At 64.5% G+C, this 16,754-nt stretch carries 14 protein-coding genes; 9 read left to right on the plus strand and 5 right to left on the minus strand.

What is annotated here, in order from left to right; genetic code table 11:
- Window positions 1-333: 333 nt before the first annotated feature.
- The 3 genes from BFF94_RS10580 to BFF94_RS10590 are packed head-to-tail and all read left to right on the plus strand — an operon-like array spanning window position 334 to window position 5,290.
- The gene (locus BFF94_RS10580) at window positions 334-579 is read left to right on the plus strand and encodes a PAAR domain-containing protein (protein ID WP_128843927.1); all 246 of its coding nucleotides are present in this window, start codon (window positions 334-336) and stop codon (window positions 577-579) included.
- Window positions 580-4,434, plus strand: coding sequence for a type VI secretion system Vgr family protein (locus BFF94_RS10585; RefSeq protein WP_219139301.1), 3,855 nt, complete (start codon window positions 580-582; stop codon window positions 4,432-4,434). It abuts the gene before it with no gap.
- A gap of 1 nt (window position 4,435) precedes the next feature.
- Window positions 4,436-5,290 carry a hypothetical protein gene (locus BFF94_RS10590; RefSeq protein WP_219139302.1) on the plus strand — a complete coding sequence of 285 codons (855 nt, stop codon included), beginning with the start codon at window positions 4,436-4,438 and terminating at the stop codon, window positions 5,288-5,290.
- A 444-nt stretch (window positions 5,291-5,734) separates the two neighbouring features.
- Here the strand turns inward: BFF94_RS10590 and BFF94_RS10595 are convergent, their stop codons facing one another.
- Window positions 5,735-6,751: an aldo/keto reductase gene (locus BFF94_RS10595; protein WP_219139303.1), complete on the minus strand. Its 1,017-nt coding sequence runs from the start codon at window positions 6,749-6,751 to the stop codon at window positions 5,735-5,737.
- Window positions 6,752-6,893: 142 nt separating this feature from the next.
- Between BFF94_RS10595 and BFF94_RS10600 the strand changes: the two genes are divergently transcribed.
- Window positions 6,894-7,805, plus strand: a complete 912-nt coding sequence (locus BFF94_RS10600; protein ID WP_128847555.1) for a LysR family transcriptional regulator — start codon at window positions 6,894-6,896, stop codon at window positions 7,803-7,805.
- A gap of 42 nt (window positions 7,806-7,847) precedes the next feature.
- Here the strand turns inward: BFF94_RS10600 and BFF94_RS10605 are convergent, their stop codons facing one another.
- Window positions 7,848-9,002: a porin gene (locus tag BFF94_RS10605; RefSeq protein WP_219139304.1), complete on the minus strand. Its 1,155-nt coding sequence runs from the start codon at window positions 9,000-9,002 to the stop codon at window positions 7,848-7,850.
- 379 nt (window positions 9,003-9,381) lie between these two features.
- Between BFF94_RS10605 and BFF94_RS10610 the strand changes: the two genes are divergently transcribed.
- The gene (locus tag BFF94_RS10610) at window positions 9,382-10,479 is read left to right on the plus strand and encodes an OpgC domain-containing protein (protein WP_219139305.1); all 1,098 of its coding nucleotides are present in this window, start codon (window positions 9,382-9,384) and stop codon (window positions 10,477-10,479) included.
- 61 nt (window positions 10,480-10,540) lie between these two features.
- Window positions 10,541-11,476: an alpha/beta hydrolase gene (locus tag BFF94_RS10615; protein ID WP_128843181.1), complete on the plus strand. Its 936-nt coding sequence runs from the start codon at window positions 10,541-10,543 to the stop codon at window positions 11,474-11,476.
- 126 nt (window positions 11,477-11,602) lie between these two features.
- Here the strand turns inward: BFF94_RS10615 and BFF94_RS10620 are convergent, their stop codons facing one another.
- On the minus strand, window positions 11,603-12,817 hold the full coding sequence (locus BFF94_RS10620; RefSeq protein WP_128843180.1) for an FAD-dependent monooxygenase: 1,215 nt from the start codon (window positions 12,815-12,817) through the stop codon (window positions 11,603-11,605).
- 166 nt (window positions 12,818-12,983) lie between these two features.
- On the opposite strand from BFF94_RS10620, the gene BFF94_RS10625 reads away from it, so the two are divergent.
- Together BFF94_RS10625 and BFF94_RS10630 are read left to right on the plus strand one after the other, a co-directional pair.
- On the plus strand, window positions 12,984-13,928 hold the full coding sequence (locus tag BFF94_RS10625; protein ID WP_128843179.1) for a LysR family transcriptional regulator: 945 nt from the start codon (window positions 12,984-12,986) through the stop codon (window positions 13,926-13,928).
- 138 nt (window positions 13,929-14,066) lie between these two features.
- Window positions 14,067-14,825 (plus strand): SDR family oxidoreductase, encoded by a 759-nt coding sequence (locus BFF94_RS10630; protein WP_128843178.1) that lies wholly within the window; start codon window positions 14,067-14,069, stop codon window positions 14,823-14,825.
- Between the two features lie 123 nt (window positions 14,826-14,948).
- On the opposite strand, the gene BFF94_RS10635 is transcribed toward BFF94_RS10630, so the two are convergent.
- Entirely contained in the window at window positions 14,949-15,284 is a 336-nt protein-coding gene (locus BFF94_RS10635) for an H-NS histone family protein (protein WP_164497731.1), read from the minus strand.
- A 327-nt stretch (window positions 15,285-15,611) separates the two neighbouring features.
- On the opposite strand from BFF94_RS10635, the gene BFF94_RS10640 reads away from it, so the two are divergent.
- Window positions 15,612-16,238: a TetR/AcrR family transcriptional regulator gene (locus BFF94_RS10640; protein ID WP_128843176.1), complete on the plus strand. Its 627-nt coding sequence runs from the start codon at window positions 15,612-15,614 to the stop codon at window positions 16,236-16,238.
- A gap of 133 nt (window positions 16,239-16,371) precedes the next feature.
- Here BFF94_RS10640 and BFF94_RS10645 read toward each other — a convergent pair whose 3' ends face one another.
- Window positions 16,372-16,578, minus strand: coding sequence for a hypothetical protein (locus BFF94_RS10645; RefSeq protein ID WP_219139315.1), 207 nt, complete (start codon window positions 16,576-16,578; stop codon window positions 16,372-16,374).
- Between the last annotated feature and the right edge of the window lie 176 nt (window positions 16,579-16,754).

Consider the following 16,754-nt stretch of genomic DNA (forward strand, 5'->3'; position numbering starts at 1 on the left):
CCTGGGTCACTCGACTTGACCGCATCGAAGCCGGTCGGACGCCGCGCGACGACGCCGATGTCATTGCCACCGCACACGCTGAATGCCGGGCGCGCTGACCGCGCCATGCAGTGCCTGGTGCGGAAAAGCATACGGAACCAATGCGCCGCCATCTGACACGTTGCGCTCTCAATGTGTCCGTCTTGCCCTCGCCTTTTGAAATTGCCCCGAATAGGCGTAATCCAATATTGAGAAATGGTTTGAGCGAACCGCTGTAGAGTTTTCCGCTCGCATCGCAGTACATATCTTTGCGACGAAACAGGAGGGCGAGTGAGAGACCAGCACGGACGGGACATGGTCCGCTTGGGCGACACCACCGACCACGGCGGCGAAGTTATCGAGGCGGCCAGCGATTTGAAGCATATGGGGATTGCCGTCGCGCTTGACGGCCACGGGGTGAGGTGCCCCCGATGCGGCGGAGTGTTTCCGCTGCTTGCAAGCGGTCCGCGCACGCATCGCGGTCGACGTGTGGGTTATCACGGCGACAAGACCGGTTGCGGCGCGACCATCGTCGGTCAGCGAACGACGGGGGCAGCGTAAATGGCGATGTTTACTCAGGCTCGCACGCTGTCCATCGCGGGTGCGTCGTTGCCGACCTATGGGATGGATGCGCTGCCGGTATTCGTTCCAGTGCGCTTGCAAGGTACCGAAACCATCGGCCGTCTCGATGAATGCCGCTACCAAGTCACGTTGCGAACCGACGGCGCTTATGCGGTCTCCCCAAGTCGCACAGCCGATCTTGATCTAGACAAATTGGTCGGCACGGAAGTCACCGTGTCGATCCAGCTCGAAGGTAAAGGGCAGTTCATTCCGGGGCTGGCCGGTGCCGCAGGACTCGGCAACATCGGTGCAGGCACGCGTGAGATAACGGGACTGGTTGAAGCCGCCCGAATTGCCGGTCAGGATCGCGATGCAATCCTGTATGAACTGGAGCTGCGCCCGTGGCTCTATCGCGCGGCGCTGACGCAGGATTGCCGCCTGTTTCAGGATATGACCGTCGTTGAAATCACCGACGCGGTGCTCGCGAAATATCCCTACCCCGTCGATAAGCGTCTGGGCGCATTCCGGGGCGTCTATCCGAAACGCGACGTGCAGCGACAGGCGTTTGAATCGGACTGGGCGTTTCTGCAACGCCTCTGGGAAGAATGGGGGATCTGGTGGTGGTTCGAGCACGACGATGGCCATCACCGTTTGGTCTTGTGCGACTCGATGGGCGGCCATCATCCGCACGGCGCGGCCTATGAGACGCTGCGTTATCTGCCGCCCGATGGTCAGCGTATCGATCAGGAACACATTCACGCGCTGTCCGTGACCAGCCGACTGACGCCGGGGCGCGTGATCGTGACGGACTACGACTACACCCGCCCGCGCGCCAATCTGGCCGCCACGGCGGAAGACCCTCGCCCGACCGCAAGCGCAGATGGCGAGCTATACGGTTGGGGCGATTACAGTCAACCGCTCGCCGGCGCGCAAGGGCTGACCGGCCAGCCGAACGATACGGAGCGGGAGGCGCGGCACTTCGCGCAAGTGCAGCTTGAGGCGAAGCGTTGCGCGGGGCTGCGCGCGAACGGACAAGGGAATCTGCGCGGCCTGACGGTCGGGCGCACCTTTACCCTCACGGGCTATCCGCAGCAGGCGGCAAACCGTGAATATCTCGTCGTGTCGTGCACGCTCGACATTGAGGACATTGCGGGACGGACCAGCGGCGCGCAGACCTATCGCGTCGACGCGCAATTCGAACTGCTGCCGACAAACGAACCGTTCCGTCTGGAACGCAGCGTCCGCAAGCCCATCATGAGCGGGCCGGAGAAGTCTATCGTGGTTGGGCCCGCCGGGCAGGAGATCTGGACGGACCAATACGGCCGGGTCAAGGTTCAGTTTCAATGGGACCGGCAAGGCCAGCACGACGAGCATTCGGGTATCTGGCTGCGCGTGCTGTCGCCGTGGCAAGGCGTGGACATGGGGGCGACGTTCATTCCGCGCATCGGTCATGAAGTCGCGGTGTCGCACTACTACGGTGATCCGGATTTACCGGTGATTATCGGCAGTGCCGTCAACGCGCTCCGCCAGCCTGCGTTGGACCTGCCGCACAATCATGCGCTGTCGGTACTGCGCGGCAAGGAACTCCACGGCACCGCATCCGGCCACGTGGCAATCGATGATACGCGGGAGCAAATCCAGACGCAGATAGCCAGCGACGCGGGCGCGTCCCTGCTGAGTCTCGGCAACCTTCGGCGTATCACCCGAAAGAAGGGCCGCGCCGATGCACGCGGCAAAGGATTTGACCTTCGCACCGACGATTGGGGCGTTGTTCGGGCGTTAAAGGGATTGTTCGTGTCGACAGACGGTCAACCGGGCGGCCCCGGCCATGCGAAGGACGCCAAGGAGGCTGTAGGCCGGCTGACGCAGGCGTGCGAGCTACAGGAAAGCCTCACAGGCTTGGCGCAACAGCACGACGCACAACAACGCGGCACGGATCAGAGCGACGTGACTCGGGCGCTCAAGGCACGCAACGATGCGATCAGAGGCAATACGCCAGCCGGCCCGGACGAGTTCCCGGAGTTGACGGAGGCCGATATTGTGCTGGCTGGGCCGGCTGGCATCAGTCTGGTGGCCGAGCGTAGCGCTCATATCGCAAGCGGTGAGGATGTCGCGGTGACGAGTGGCCGGCATGTCGGGATCGCCGTGGGGCGTTCGCTGTTCGCGAGCATATCGAATACGTTCTCGCTGTTCGTACACAAGGCAGGCATGGCACTCGTCGCCGCCGCGGGGAAAGTGCGTATCGAGGCGCAGACCGATGGTGTCGACGTGACCGCTAAAAAGGCAATCCAGATCACGAGCACGACCGACAGTATCCATCTGCATGCGGCAGAGGAAATCGTGCTGCACGCAGGCGGTACGGAGGTTCGCATCAGCGATCAAGGTTACGTGGTACGAACCGCCGGCGAGCACACGATCCATGCAGGCAGTCATCAGACAGACGCTGCGCAGGTGCGACCGATGCGCCTGCCGGTCACGCCCGAATACCCGGGGCAGTATGCCGCGCACTTCGTGCTGCTGGAGCACGACAGCGGGTTTGCCCTGCCGAATCAGCCGTACAGGGTCACCCTCGATAACGGTCGCGTGATTGAGGGGGTGAGTAACGAGCTGGGCGAAACGGATGTGGTGACAAGCCATGACATCGCATTCGGCACGGTGGAGCTGCTGGCGGCGAGCGATCCGGACAAGGTGATTGCGGTGAACCGGGCAGCCGTCGTGCGCGACAACACGACGCCTTACACCGCCCAAGCGCCGAGCGCCGACAAACGCACCACAACGATCAAGGGCAAGAAGGTCAGCCCCCCGGAACAGGGGGCTACGTCCGAGAGTCAGCCGGCCGCGTTTGCGACCTGCGATCCGCTCAACTTCGGGTTGCGCTTCCATCACTTCATCGACGGGGCTAGGCAGGGCGATACGCGACCCGACATGCCGGTGCGCCGCGACGTTGAGTATCCGGTGACGAAGACCTATACGGCGGCGGTCAAGAAAGCACTCTATGGGATTGAGTGGAGCAAGTTCAATACGTTGAGTGGAAAAATACCAAACACGCTAAAAAATAATATCAAACTCGCGGTTGGCGATATATTGAATACTGCCCTCCGCACGGGACCTTTCGGGTTGCCGCGAGCGGGTACTGGTGATTTTTCAACATCAGACGGCACACTTCCCGGAATCGATATTGTCAATGCAGATGACGGCGCAGCCAAATACAACATGCGCTCGGATGTCAGCGCATCATTTATCGGCAGATACTGGACAATAGCTATCCAGGAGCGGGAAATCACGAAGATCATTGCATCGCCGAATAATGCGACCACCTTGGATGGCACCCTGAAGTCATTTGCCGACCTTCTTTATCATGAGGCACGGCATTGTCAACAGGCATTCTGGATGATGGCGCTATTTAGGCAACATCCAACCGATTATGCAATGTTTGCCCATGCAACAAAAGTGTACAAGGGCAACACGCAGGAAGATGTGTTCAACGTGGCCAAAAATGCCGTCATCCCAGACGACGCGCGAGTGACTGCGGGGCTGCATCGCATGTTGATATTTCACTATTACTGGATGATTTCCTACATGCAAAATCAGATGGGCGGAGCCTATGTGAAGCCCGACGTGCCGATTGCACAGGCTGAAGTCTGCCAGCTGTTGAGGGTGCCGCGAGAAATAGCGGCCAAGATGGCGAGTTTCGAAGAGGGTTACCGGAGCCAGTTACATGAAGAAGATGCCTACGCATGTGCGGAAGTGGTGCAGGATTATTGGAACAAGCCTGATCGTACTTTCGTGCGTAATCCCGGCACATGCACAGGGGCCTACAGTGAATCACTTCGAGCCATTAGAGGAGGGATTTAGCATGTCCGCAACCGCTGACGAACAGCGAGCCGCAGTACGAAGCATCCTTAAAACTGCGATGGCGATCCTGCGCGACGATCAGCCATTCGATCCAAGAAGCACGGCCATTGGGCAGCTCTTTTCGACATGGACTCAGAAATCCGCCTATGGTGCTCTTTATCATTATGCCAATCGTTCCTTGGCTGAGACTACAATTGAACTTTTAACACGAACCGACCCGGAAGATTACAGTGATGATCGTTCGAAGGTTAAAATCGTGCCGGCCAAAATAAGAATCTACTTTAGCCCTATGATCGCCGGCTTGCCCGATGCAGAAATTAAAGCCCTACTTCAACTAGAGGACTATTGGGTTGACGGAGATGGGAATCGTGAATACGGGAATGAAATAATGGGGCGCACCCCCGACGCTCCCAATTTACAGTCCTTTCGCTACCGCTCAAAATATATTCCAGGAAGTAAATTCCCTATTGATGTCGATCTTGGTTACATAAATCCAGTGGATGGATCATTTCCGAAAAAATTGTGGATAGTCGATATACGCCGTGCATACAAAATCTTGACGCCGGAGGAGCGCGAACAGCACCGCTTGAAAGAGCAACAAGCGAAGCGCCACAAATATGGGTTGATGAATCTGTGTACAGGCATGCTGTGCCCAGAAACAGGGATATGGCAGGGATACACCAAGACTTCCAGTTCGGATATTCATCTGATCTGGAAGGGGCAAAAATTTCCCGATGTCCGCAAGCTCACCCCTTGGGAGCAAGCGGAACAGAACCAGTACACGAACCTGTTTGAGCCGGGCCAGTGGATGTGGGTAGAGGAGTACGTGGAGCCGGAGTGGATGAAGGAAGGCTGACCTAGAAATTGGGGCATGGGCTGGGGGCGCTTCCGAGAAAAATCTCGCGTTGCCGGACACCGCCCGCCCTCCTTCTCTTTGCGAAGTATCGACTTTTCGGCTGAAAATTTCGGGTGGATTGCCCGGCTACCGGAGGGACATCGATATGCAAAAAGGCAAAATCCGGTATCCACCCGACCGGCTCGCCGATGCACGTATAGGTAGCACGTGGCGACGAATCATGCGCGACGCGACGCCCGGCCCAATCCGAACTGGCCACGCTGTCCGTGATCGTCGATGCACGATGCCGCGCCGCGGCTCGCCGACTTCAGCAGGAAGCCCCTGCGCTGCACTACACGGCGCCCCGTCACGTCTGGCATGTTTCGCCAATTCCCTTCCCGCAAAAATATAAGGAAGCGACGGATTTGGTCGGACCGCGCGAGACACCACCGCTACCGCCAACGATTAGTCCTCGTGAGATGCCCCCCGCCCCTGCTCGCTGTCGAGGTGCGCCATCTGTGCGGCCGGATAGCGCTCGCCGGCAGCCGCCCCGGCGGGAACCGCCGCTTCGATGCGTTCGAGTTCATTGACCGTTAGTTGCAATTTAACCGCAAGCAATCCGTCCTGCAGTTGCGTGCGCTTGCGCGCGCCGATCAGCGGCACGATATCGCCGCCGCGCGACAGCACCCACGCGATCGCGACCTGGGCCGGATTGCTGCCCCGCTCGTCGGCGATCGCGCGCAGCGCGTCGACGAGCGCCAGGTTGTGCGCGAGGTTCTCGCCCTGGAAGCGCGGGCTCGCCGCGCGAAAATCGCGCGCGCCCTGCCGTGCCGCGCTCCAGCGCCCGCCCAGCAGCCCGCGCGACAGCACGCCGTAGGCCGTCACGCCGATCCCGAGCTCGCGGCATGCGGGCAGGATCCCGTCCTCGATGCCGCGCGACAGCAGCGAGTATTCGATCTGCAGGTCGGAGATCGGCGCGACGGCCGCCGCGCGGCGGATCGTATCGGCGCCGGCTTCCGACAGGCCGATGTGGCGCACATATCCGGCCTTCACGAGATCGGCGATCGCACCGACCGTGTCCTCGATCGGCACCGCCGGATCGACGCGCGCCGGCCGGTAGATGTCGATATGGTCGGTGCCGAGCCGCTTCAGCGAATACGCGACGAAGTTCCGGATCGCCGCGGGCCGCGCATCGTAGCCGGCAAACCCGCCGGCCGGATCGCGCAGCGCGCCGAATTTCACGCTGATCAGCACCTGGTCGCGCGTCCGGCCGCGCAGCGCGTCGCGGATCAGCATCTCGTTGTCGCCCATCCCGTAGAAATCGCCGGTGTCGAGCATCGTGATCCCGTTGTCGAGCGCCGCGTGCAGCGTCGCGATGCTTTCGTCGCGGTCGGCCGGCCCGTAGAAATCCGACATCCCCATGCAGCCGAGCGCGATCGCCGACACCTGCGGGCCCGTGCGGCCCAGTTGACGCGTATCCATGTCCGTTTCCTTCCAGTGATGAGTGAGTAGACCGGATTCTGGGCGCATCGCGACGCGCAATAAACCCGAAACGCTCCACCAAACCATTCAACGCTGATTAACAATGGAGGCTGTCCCATTCCCGCCGAGGCTCCCGTCCCGCATGGACCATCTGCAAGCAATGCGCATCTTCGCGCGCGTCGCCCATCTCGGCAGCTTCACGAAAGCGGCCGAGCAACTCCAGTTGCCGCGGCCGACGGTCAGCAACGCTGTCCAGTATCTGGAAAAACACCTGAAGGCCCGCCTGCTGCAACGCACGACGCGGCGCGTCGCGCTGACGGCCGAAGGCGCAACCTACTACGAGCGCTGCGTGCGGTTGCTCGCCGATCTCGACGATACGGAAACGCTGTTCGAGGACGCCGGCGCGTCGCCGCGCGGCGTGGTCCGCGTCGACCTGCCCGAGCGCTTCGCGCTGAACCAGGTGATTCCGGCGCTACCGGATTTCCACGCGCGCTACCCCGACCTGCGCGTCGCGATCAGCACGACCGACCGCTTCGTCGATCTCGTCGCGGACGGCATCGACTGCGCGGTGCGGGTCGGCATGCTGTCCGACACGTCGCTCGTCGCGCGGCGCATCGGCGAGCTGGCGCAAATCAACTGCGCGTCGCCCGCGTATCTGGAGCGCCACGGCATGCCGCGCTCGCCGGACGAACTGCCCGACCACATCTCGGTCGGCTATTTCTCGAGCCGCACGGGCCGCGAGCTGGACTGGGAATATGCGGATATGGATTCGGGCGAGCTGCACGCGGTGAAGATGCACAGCATCGTATCGGTCAACAGCTCGCAGGCGTATCTTGCGTGCTGTCTCGCGGGCCTCGGGCTGATCCAGGCGCCGCGCGACGGGATTGCGCCGCTGCTCGCCGACGGCTCGCTGGTCGAGGTGTTGCCCGAATGGAGTGCCGCGCCGCTGCCGGTGTCGGTGGTGTTTCCGACCGGCCGGCATCTCGCGCCGCGCGTGCGGATCTTCGTCGACTGGCTCGCGGAAACGCTCGGCGGCATGCACCGGGCGGACTGACGACGGCCGGCGCCGGGGCGGTCGGCCCCGGCGGCCGCCCGATCAGAACTTGTGGCGGATCGCGGCGCGCACCGCGAACTGGTTCGCCGACGCCGACGGGCCGTCCGTCCCGACGACGTAGCCGCCGTCGGCCGCCGTGCCGGTCTTGTCGCCGGCGACCTTCTGCCATGCGCCCTGCAGGTAGACGTCGGTGCGCTTCGACAGGCTGTAGTCGGCCATCAGGCCGACCGTGTGGTATTTCGGCTTGAACGAGCCGGCTGCGGCATCGAACTTGCCGTCGGTGTACACGTACTGAGCGCCGAGATAGAAATCGGGCGTGAGCTGGTACTTGCCGTTGATCTCGAAGTTCTGGAACTTCGTCGCGCTCAGCCCGAGGCCGGCGAACGTCGATGCCGGCAGGTAGACGGTCGACACCGGGTTCTTCACGTCCGTCTTCGTGTAGACCAGGCCGACCGTGGCCGGCCCGAACGTGTAGTTGACGCCGCCGCCGAAGATCCGCAGGCGATCGGCGACGAAGTTCGCGTCGTCGGCCGAGATCGCGCCCGCGCTGCCGATGCCCGGGTTGTTCGCCTGCAGGTACGCCGCCGCGACCTGCAGTCCGGCCAGCGAATACTGCGCGCCGATGCTGTACTGGCGGTTGTTCGAGAAGCCCGTGCTGTTGCTGAAGCTGTACGTGCCGCCGAACGTCAGGCCGTTCCAGTCGGGGCTCGCGTACTTGACCGTGTTGTTGACGCGGAACGAGTTGTCCGTGTTGTCGTTGTCGAACGGGTGCGAGAACAGCGTGCCGCCCCAATTGCCGTTCGCGGTCAGCGGCGCGAGATAGTCGACGACCGAGTCGTACTGGCGGCCGAAGGTCAGCGTGCCGAAGCGCGACTCGCTCAGCCCGACGAACGCCTGACGGCCGAACATGCGGCCGCCCTGCCCGAGCCGGCCGTTGTTCACGTCAAAACCGTTTTCCAGCGTGAAGATCGCCTTCAGCCCGCCGCCGAGGTCCTCGCTGCCTTTCAGGCCCCAGCGGCTGCCCTGCGCATAGCCGCTCGCGAGCTGGTAATTCGTCTTTCCGACCCCATTGACGTTCACGTTGTTCGTGTAATTGAAGCCTTCGTCGATCACACCGTACAGCGTCACGCTGTTCTGGGCGAAGACCGGCGCGGCGAAAGCGGCGAGCGCGGCGGCAAAAATGACGTGCTTCTTCATGACGGATCTCCGGAGCCCGTGCCGGGCGGGCGAGCGCCTGGCGAATGTTTGGTCTGTTGTATGGGTGGCCCGCAGGGCGGACGACGCGGTGTGCGGCCGCGTGAGGTCAAAATGGTGTCACGTCGCAAACCGTCCGTCCATCGGGGTACGTGAACCGCGCGCAAAGCGTTGCGCTCTTCCAACTGCCCCGTTGCGCAGACAGCCTGACCGGGCTTAACGGCAGCGGCACGCCGGCCCGCCATTCGCGTAAACCCGGCAGGCGCCGCATCGGTGGCACAATGCGCATCCGTTCGTCATTTCTTCACGAAGTCATGCTTCACCCCGATTCCTGCGCGGCGTGTGCCGGCCGCGCACGCGGCCCGCGCCGGGCGGCGGCCCGATGACCGCGCCCGCCCGGGCCGGCCGCTACGCCGAACTCGATTTCTTCCGCGGCCTCGTGCTGCTCGTCATCGTCATCGACCATATCGGCGGCAGCATCCTGTCGCGCGTGACGCTGCACGCGTACGCGCTGTGCGACGCGGCCGAGGTCTTCGTGTTCCTCGGCGGCTTCGCGACCGCGATCGCGTACAACTCGCTCGCCGAACGGCACGACGAAGCCGCCGCGCGCCAGCGCTTCATCCGGCGTGCGTTCGAGATCTACCGCGCGTTCCTCGTGACGGCCGGCCTGATGCTGCTGATCACGGCCGCGCTGAACGCGTTCGCGATCGACGGCCCGAACATGCCGACCAACGACCTCGACGGCCTGCTCCACAAGCCGCTCGCCGCGCTGCGCGACATCCTGCTGTTCCGCCGCCAGCCGTACCTCGCGTCGGTGCTGCCGATGTATGCGTTCTTCGCGCTGCTCGTCCCGCTCGCGCTGCCGCTCGCGCGCACGCAGCCGTGGCTGATGCTCGCGTTCAGCGGGTCGCTGTGGTACGCGGCGCCGCACATCGCGCGCTTCTTGCCGACCGTCGAAGGCGCGCCATGGGACTTCAACCCGTTCGCGTGGCAGTTCCTGTTCGTGCTCGGCGTGATCGCGCGCTGCCAGCCCGTCTACCAGACGCTCGCGCCCAAGCCGCAGGGCTGGCTGCTGACGGCCGTCTCGCTCGCGATCGTCGCGGCCGGCGCGTACTACCGGCTGCGCATCGAGCCGTTCCCGACCGATCCGTCGATCAAGCAGAACCTCGGCGCGCTGCGGCTCGTGAACTTCCTCGCGATCGCATGGCTCGCGGCCAAGCTCGTGCACCTCGGCTGGATGAAGAAAGTCGCGCACGCGATGCCGTGGATCGGCACGATCGGCCGGCAGGGGCTGCTGTGCTTCGTCGCGGGCACCGGCATCTCGCTCGCGGTCGATTCGCTGCTCTACCAGGCGACCGAAGGCTATCTCGACGTGCCGCTCGGCCTGACCGCCGACGTCGTCGCGATGGGCCTGCTGTATCTCGTCGCCAAACTCTACGGGCCGCTCGTCGCGCGGCTGCCGTTCCGTTCGCGGCGATGACGCGCCGCGCCGTCATGCGCCGCTGCTACGATAGCCGGCGCCTCTCCTGAAACGATTCGCCATGCGCCGACTCGCCCTTCCGTTCGCCGTCGCCCTGATCGCCGGCTCCATCGCCACCGCCCGCGCCACGCCGGCCGCGCCAGCGGCATCGCCCGTGCCGCCGCCCCCGGCCGTCCAGACCGCGACGACTCCGTCGGCCGCTCAGGAGCCCCCGCTCAATCCGGGCAGCAGCGTCGTGCTGCGTTCGTTCCGGTCCGCTTCGCTGAAGCGCGACTGGTCGTACACGGTCTACCTGCCGCCCGGCTACAACCCGGAAGGCGCGCGCTATCCGGTGATGTACCTGCTGCACGGCAATGCCGGCAACGCGAACGACTGGGTCACGCAGGGCCGGCTGCAGGCCACCGCCGACACGCTGATCGAGCGCCACGAGATTCCGCCTGTCGTGATCGTGATGCCGCAGGGCGGCACCGACTGGTACGTCGACCGCAAGGAGAAGATGCAGAGTGCTTTCCTCAACGACCTGCTGCCCGAAGTCGAAGCGCACTTCGCGGTGTCGAACCAGCGCGCGGGCCGCGCGATCGGCGGCGTGTCGATGGGCGGCTTCGGCGCGCTGCGCTTCTCGCTGCTCGAACCCGGGCTGTTCTGCGGCGCGATGCTGCTGAGCCCCGCGATCTACGCGAACGAGCCGCCGCTCAATTCCGCCGCGCGCTATGTGGGCGTGTTCGGCGAACGGCAGTTCGACTCGCGCATATGGCACGAGCTCAATTATCCGGCGCTGATGCGCGGCTATTTCGCGCGCAACTGGCGCGTGCCGATGTTCATCGCGGTCGGCGACGACGACCTGACGATCCAGGCGGAATCGAGCGTGCTGTACACGCAACTGCGCCGCGCGCAGAACCCGGCCGAACTGCGCATCGTCGACGGCGGGCATACGTGGGACGTGTGGCGCGGGCTGCTCGGGCAGGGGTTGAAGTACGCGCTCGAATGCGTGAAGTGACGACGGGCGGCCGTTGCCCCGCCCGTTCTCGTCAGGCCGGCCTGTAACCGACCGGCCGCCGGCCATCGACAGGCGCCGTGCCCTGCGCGCGCCATCCGGGCGCGCCCGTCGGGCCCGATTCCGGGCTCAAAGCCACGTGCCGCCCTGCCGTTCGTTCGGCTCGTCGACCAGCGCGTCGAAATCGTGAATCCAGTCCAGGTGGTGCAGCACGCTGTCGCGCTCGGCCAGCCGCGCATTGCGCGCCTGTGCGGCCGGCCCGTCGGGCAGGTGCAGCACGTCGGCCACGGAGATCGACGCGTACTGCACCTTGCGCGTCCGGCCGCGACGCAAGCGCTCGTACGCTTCCTGCGCTTCGCGCCAGTTGCCCGGCCCGGCCTTCGCCAGTTGCGCCGCCAGCACCACCGCATCCTCGATCGACTGGTTCGCGCCCTGCCCGTGGTGCGGCACCAGCGCATGCGCGGCGTCGCCGATCAGCGTCACGCGCCCGCGGCTCCAGCGGCCGAGCGGCGGACGATGGAACAGCCCCCAGCGCTGGCTGATCGGCACCGCGGTGATCATCTGCACCACCGCCGGATGCCAGTCCCTGAACACGCGCAGTTGCTCGCCTTCTTCCGACGGCATGACCCAGTCGCGCGACGGCCACGGTGACGGATGCCGCTCGACCAGCAGGAAATTCTGGTCGCCGTTGTCGCCGATCGGATAGTGCAGCAGATGCCCGTGCGGCCCGACCCAGTACTGAAGCGTTTCGGGATCGGGCAACAGGTTCAGGCGTTCGGCCGGCACCACGCCGCGAAAACCCGAACAGCCCGAATACAGCACATCGTCGTAGCCGAGCATCCAGCGCCGCGTGATCGAACGCGCGCCGTCCGCGCCGATCACGAGATCGGCTTCGACGCGCGCGCCGCTGTCGAACGCCAGCGTGACGCGATCGGGGTACTGCGCGAGATCGACCAGCCGATGGCCGAGATGGATGCGATCGAGGCCGACCGCCTGCGACAGCACGGCCTGCAGATCCGCGCGATGCACGCCCCAGTACGCGCCGCCGAATTGCTGGCGGTAGTCGGGGGCGCCGCGATGATGGCCGATCACCGCGCCGCTGCGCCCGTCCCGATAAACGAGGCCCGGGATATCCGCGCACACCGCGTCGAAGGCATCGCGCAATCCCATGCGTTCGTAGAAGCGCGTCGCATTGGCCGACAGCGCGACGGCCGCGCCGACTTCGCGCAATGCATCGGTCTGCTCGTAGAGCTGCGCGTCGATACCGTGCTCGCGCAGTGCGAGCGCGAGCGTCAGGCCGCCGATGCCGGCGCCGACGATCGCAATCCTCAGGTTGGTCTGCATGATGAAGATGTCTCCGATATTCAGATGGGGGGCCCGCGGCCTGCGCAGCGGTCATGTCGAATGCATGTGCCGTATCGGTATTTTCAGGACTGGACTTTCATCCCGCAATAAAATGAAATGAATCTGCTTCATCACCGGATGCAATGAACCAGGCAATGCGAAACCCATGGAACTGAGCGATATCGACCTCAACCTGCTGCTGCTGTTCCAGCGGCTGATGCAGGAGCGGCGCGTGTCGAGCGTCGCGGAGCAGATGAACATGAGCCAGCCGGGCGTCAGCAACGCGCTCGCGAAGCTGCGCCGCCGGCTCGGCGATCCGCTGTTCGTGCGCGGGCCGGGCGGCGTCGTGCCGACACCGTTCGCGCTGCGTCTGGCGGAACCCGTTTCGCACGCGCTCGCGACGCTGCATGCCGCGCTGAACCCCGAGACCGGCTTCGATCCGCTGCGCGCCACGCGCACGCTGACCATCGGCATGACCGATATCGGCGAAGTCGTGTTCCTGCCCGCGCTGCTCGAACACCTGTCGCACGCGGCGCCGGGCATCGCGCTCAATACCGTGCGCGACACGAGCATCAACCTCGGCGACGAAATGGCCGACGGCCGCGTCGATCTTGCGATCGGCCTGCTGCCGCAACTCAAGGGCGGGTTCTATCAGCGCCGGCTGTTCGATCAGCGCTATGTGTGCCTGTTCCGGCGCGGGCATCCGCTCGAGGACGCGCCATTGACGGTCGATGCGTGGCGCGACGCCGGGCATCTGGTCGTGGTGTCGGCCGGCACCGGCCACGGGCAGGTGGACGAATGGCTGAGGCGGCGCCGCGTGAAGCGCCAGGTGCGGCTGACGGTGCCGCATTTCATGAGCGTGGGCTACATCCTGCAGCGCACCGACCTGATCGCGACCGTGCCGGAGCATCTCGCGCAGCAGCTCGCCGCGCCGTTCTCGCTCGGCTGGCGCGCGTTGCCCGTCACGCTGCCCGGCGCGCCGATCCATATGCTGTGGCATGCGCGGGTCAATCAGGATGAGGGGAACCGGTGGCTGCGCGACGTGGTGGTCGACCTTTTTGCAGAGACGGGCGAGCGGGCACGGAAGGCCGCGCCCGGGCGGAAGAAGTAGTCGCGGTTATCGCTCAACCGGGTGCGTGACGATGCCACGTGACGATGTGCCCCGCGCATTTCGACTACATTGCCGAAGTGTCGATGATCCCGGTCATCGACCGCGTCGCCCCTCCTTCAACCAGCGGGAAATCAAACCATGTCTGTCACGAAGAAATTCGCAGCCGTCACGGGCGCCGGATCCGGCATCGGTCGCGCAGCGGCCATCGCGCTCGCCAACGCGGGATTCACCGTCGCGCTGCTCGGACGCAAGGAAGCGTCGTTGCGCGAAACGCAGGACGCGATCCGCGCCGCTGGCGGCGACGCGCAGGTGTTTCCCGCCGACGTCACCGACGAGGCGTCGGTCGACCACGCGTTTGCGCAGATCGCGCAGCAGTTCGGCCGGCTGGATGTCCTGTTCAACAATGCCGGTCGCAACGCCCCTGCGGTTTCCCTCGACGAATACGATTTCGACGTGTGGAACAGCGTCGTCGCGACGAACCTGACCGGCGTCTTTCTGTGTGCGCGGGCCGCCTGGCGCCTGATGAAAGCGCAAACGCCGCAGGGCGGCCGGATCATCAACAACGGCTCGATCTCGGCGCACGCGCCGCGCCCCGATACGATCGCGTACACGGCCACCAAGCATGCGGTGACCGGGATCACCCGGTCGCTGGCGCTGGACGGCCGCGCGTACAACATCGCCTGCGGCCAGATCGACATCGGCAACGCAGCGACATCGCTCACGGAACGGATGACGCAAGGCGTCCCGCAGGCCGACGGCAGCGTGGCGCCCGAGGCGCGCATGGACGTCACGCATGTCGCGAACGCGATCGTCCAGATGGCGAATCTGCCGCTGGACACGAACATCCTGACCATGACGATCATGGCGACTGCGATGCCGTTCGTGGGGCGTGGGTAAGCGCGGGTAGCGCCGGGGCCGGGCCCGGCACGAGCACGCGCCGGGGAAAGCGCGCCGTTTGCGTCGCATCTGCCGCATGCGTACGTCGCGCCGGCCACCGGGCGGCGCTTCCGTCACGCTCCGTCAACGTGCCTTGGCCTTCTTGCCGGCGGGCGGAGGCCTGCATATGACGAACTGACGGCGGTCCTTGCCCCTGATCCAGAGCGGCGCATTGCCGCGCCCGCTCCACTCCTTCCCGCTCGCCGGGTCGCGATAGCGCGCCGGCAGGACTTTCACGACGTACGAGCCCCGGCGGCCGTTGCGGCCGACCAGGTCGCGATGCTTGATCGCGTAGGTATCCATCAGCGAGTGAACCTTCTCGATCGCATCGATACGTTCACGTGCGCGGGCGCGCTCGATTTCCTCGTCCAGTTCGGCCAGCTCGGCAACGAGCTGCGCATAGGTCTTGCTCACGCTCATCTTCTGCTTCCTGCCATGCATCCGCATGAGAATCGATATGATTCGCATGACTAACAGATTGTTTCACGATGCCCCGCAAGGGCGCATTCACTTCATCGGCAAGCGGCTATCCCGCTGCATCGGACAACGCGACGCGACGGGCGCAGCGATCGGCGACACACCGTCACCGCGGCGACGGCCCCGTGCCGAAACGATCGTCGGCCCGGGCCCGGCCCCACTACGGACATTCGGGTGCACAATCGCGCCGTACGTTTCAAATTTCGAGTGATATCTGAAACGGGATCGTAATGGTATCCATCTCAAATATCAACTGATATCCTTCCTGCCATGAACATGGCGCCCCCTCCGCCGCGGCTGAGCCGCGAAGCAAGTCGACTGCAGACCCGTGCACATTTGCTCGCCGCGGCAAAGCGGCTGTTCGTCGATCGGGGGTTCGGCGCCACGTCGCTCAGGGATATCGCGGCCGAAGCCGGCTACACGCAGGGTGCGTTCTATTCGAATTTCGCCAGCAAGGAAGAATTGTTTGTCGAACTGATGCGGGAGCGCTCACAGACGCAAGTGGCCGACATCGCCCGGGTGCTGAGCGACCCGTCCGCGTCCGGGGACGACATCCTGGATGCGCTGGAAGTCTGGTCGCGGACAGTCGATGCCGAGCCCGAGTGGTCGGTGCTGGGTGTCGAGTTCAAGCTTCAGGGGCGCCGCAACCCCGCTTTTGCAACCGCGTCGCAGGCATTGCTGGACGGCCATCGCGATGGCCTCGCCTATTGCATCGAACAGATTTTCGCGAGGCTGAAGAAAGTGCCGCCCGAATCGCCGACCGTGCTGGCCGTATCGTTCATGGGGCTCTCGCAAGGGTTGTCGCTGCAGGAGTCGATCCTGTCCGAGGTGCCGATCGGACACATGATCATGGTGTTCCTGCGCAGTTTGCTGGCCACGGCTGCGCCTGTGCGTTGACCCGCGAGATAGCGGGCGCAGGCGCGTCAGGATTGACCGGCTACGCGATGGCGCCGGATCGCGAATGACGCGGTGCGACCCGTGATGGCCGCACGCCATTCACGAACGCTGCAACGCATGCAAACGTGCGGCGTCACGCCCGCGGGACACGCTCGAACGGCACGCGCCCTTTTCGAAGTTCGACCCTCTCGTCGCTCCCGAAGCCGATATGGCCGCTGTTCAGCCCGCGATTCAGCCCGCGATTCAGTTCGATGAATCCGTCGATGGCCGAGGATGCGTTGCGCGCGAACCGGAACCCCTGCATCGATAAGCGCCTGGGCCACGCCGTCTCGCTCGGCATGTCGCGTTGGCGATGCCGGTCACGCTGGTGGAATTGCCGGTCGAGGGCCGCCGTTCACACGGTCGATGATCTGGCATGAACGCACGCACGACGATCCGGCGCATGGGTGCCCGATGCCGCCATCGCAGCACTTGACGGCATGGTCAATTCAACGCCCCGATCAGATAAAACCTGTT

The organism is Burkholderia catarinensis, from assembly GCF_001883705.2.
Classification (GTDB): domain Bacteria; phylum Pseudomonadota; class Gammaproteobacteria; order Burkholderiales; family Burkholderiaceae; genus Burkholderia; species Burkholderia catarinensis.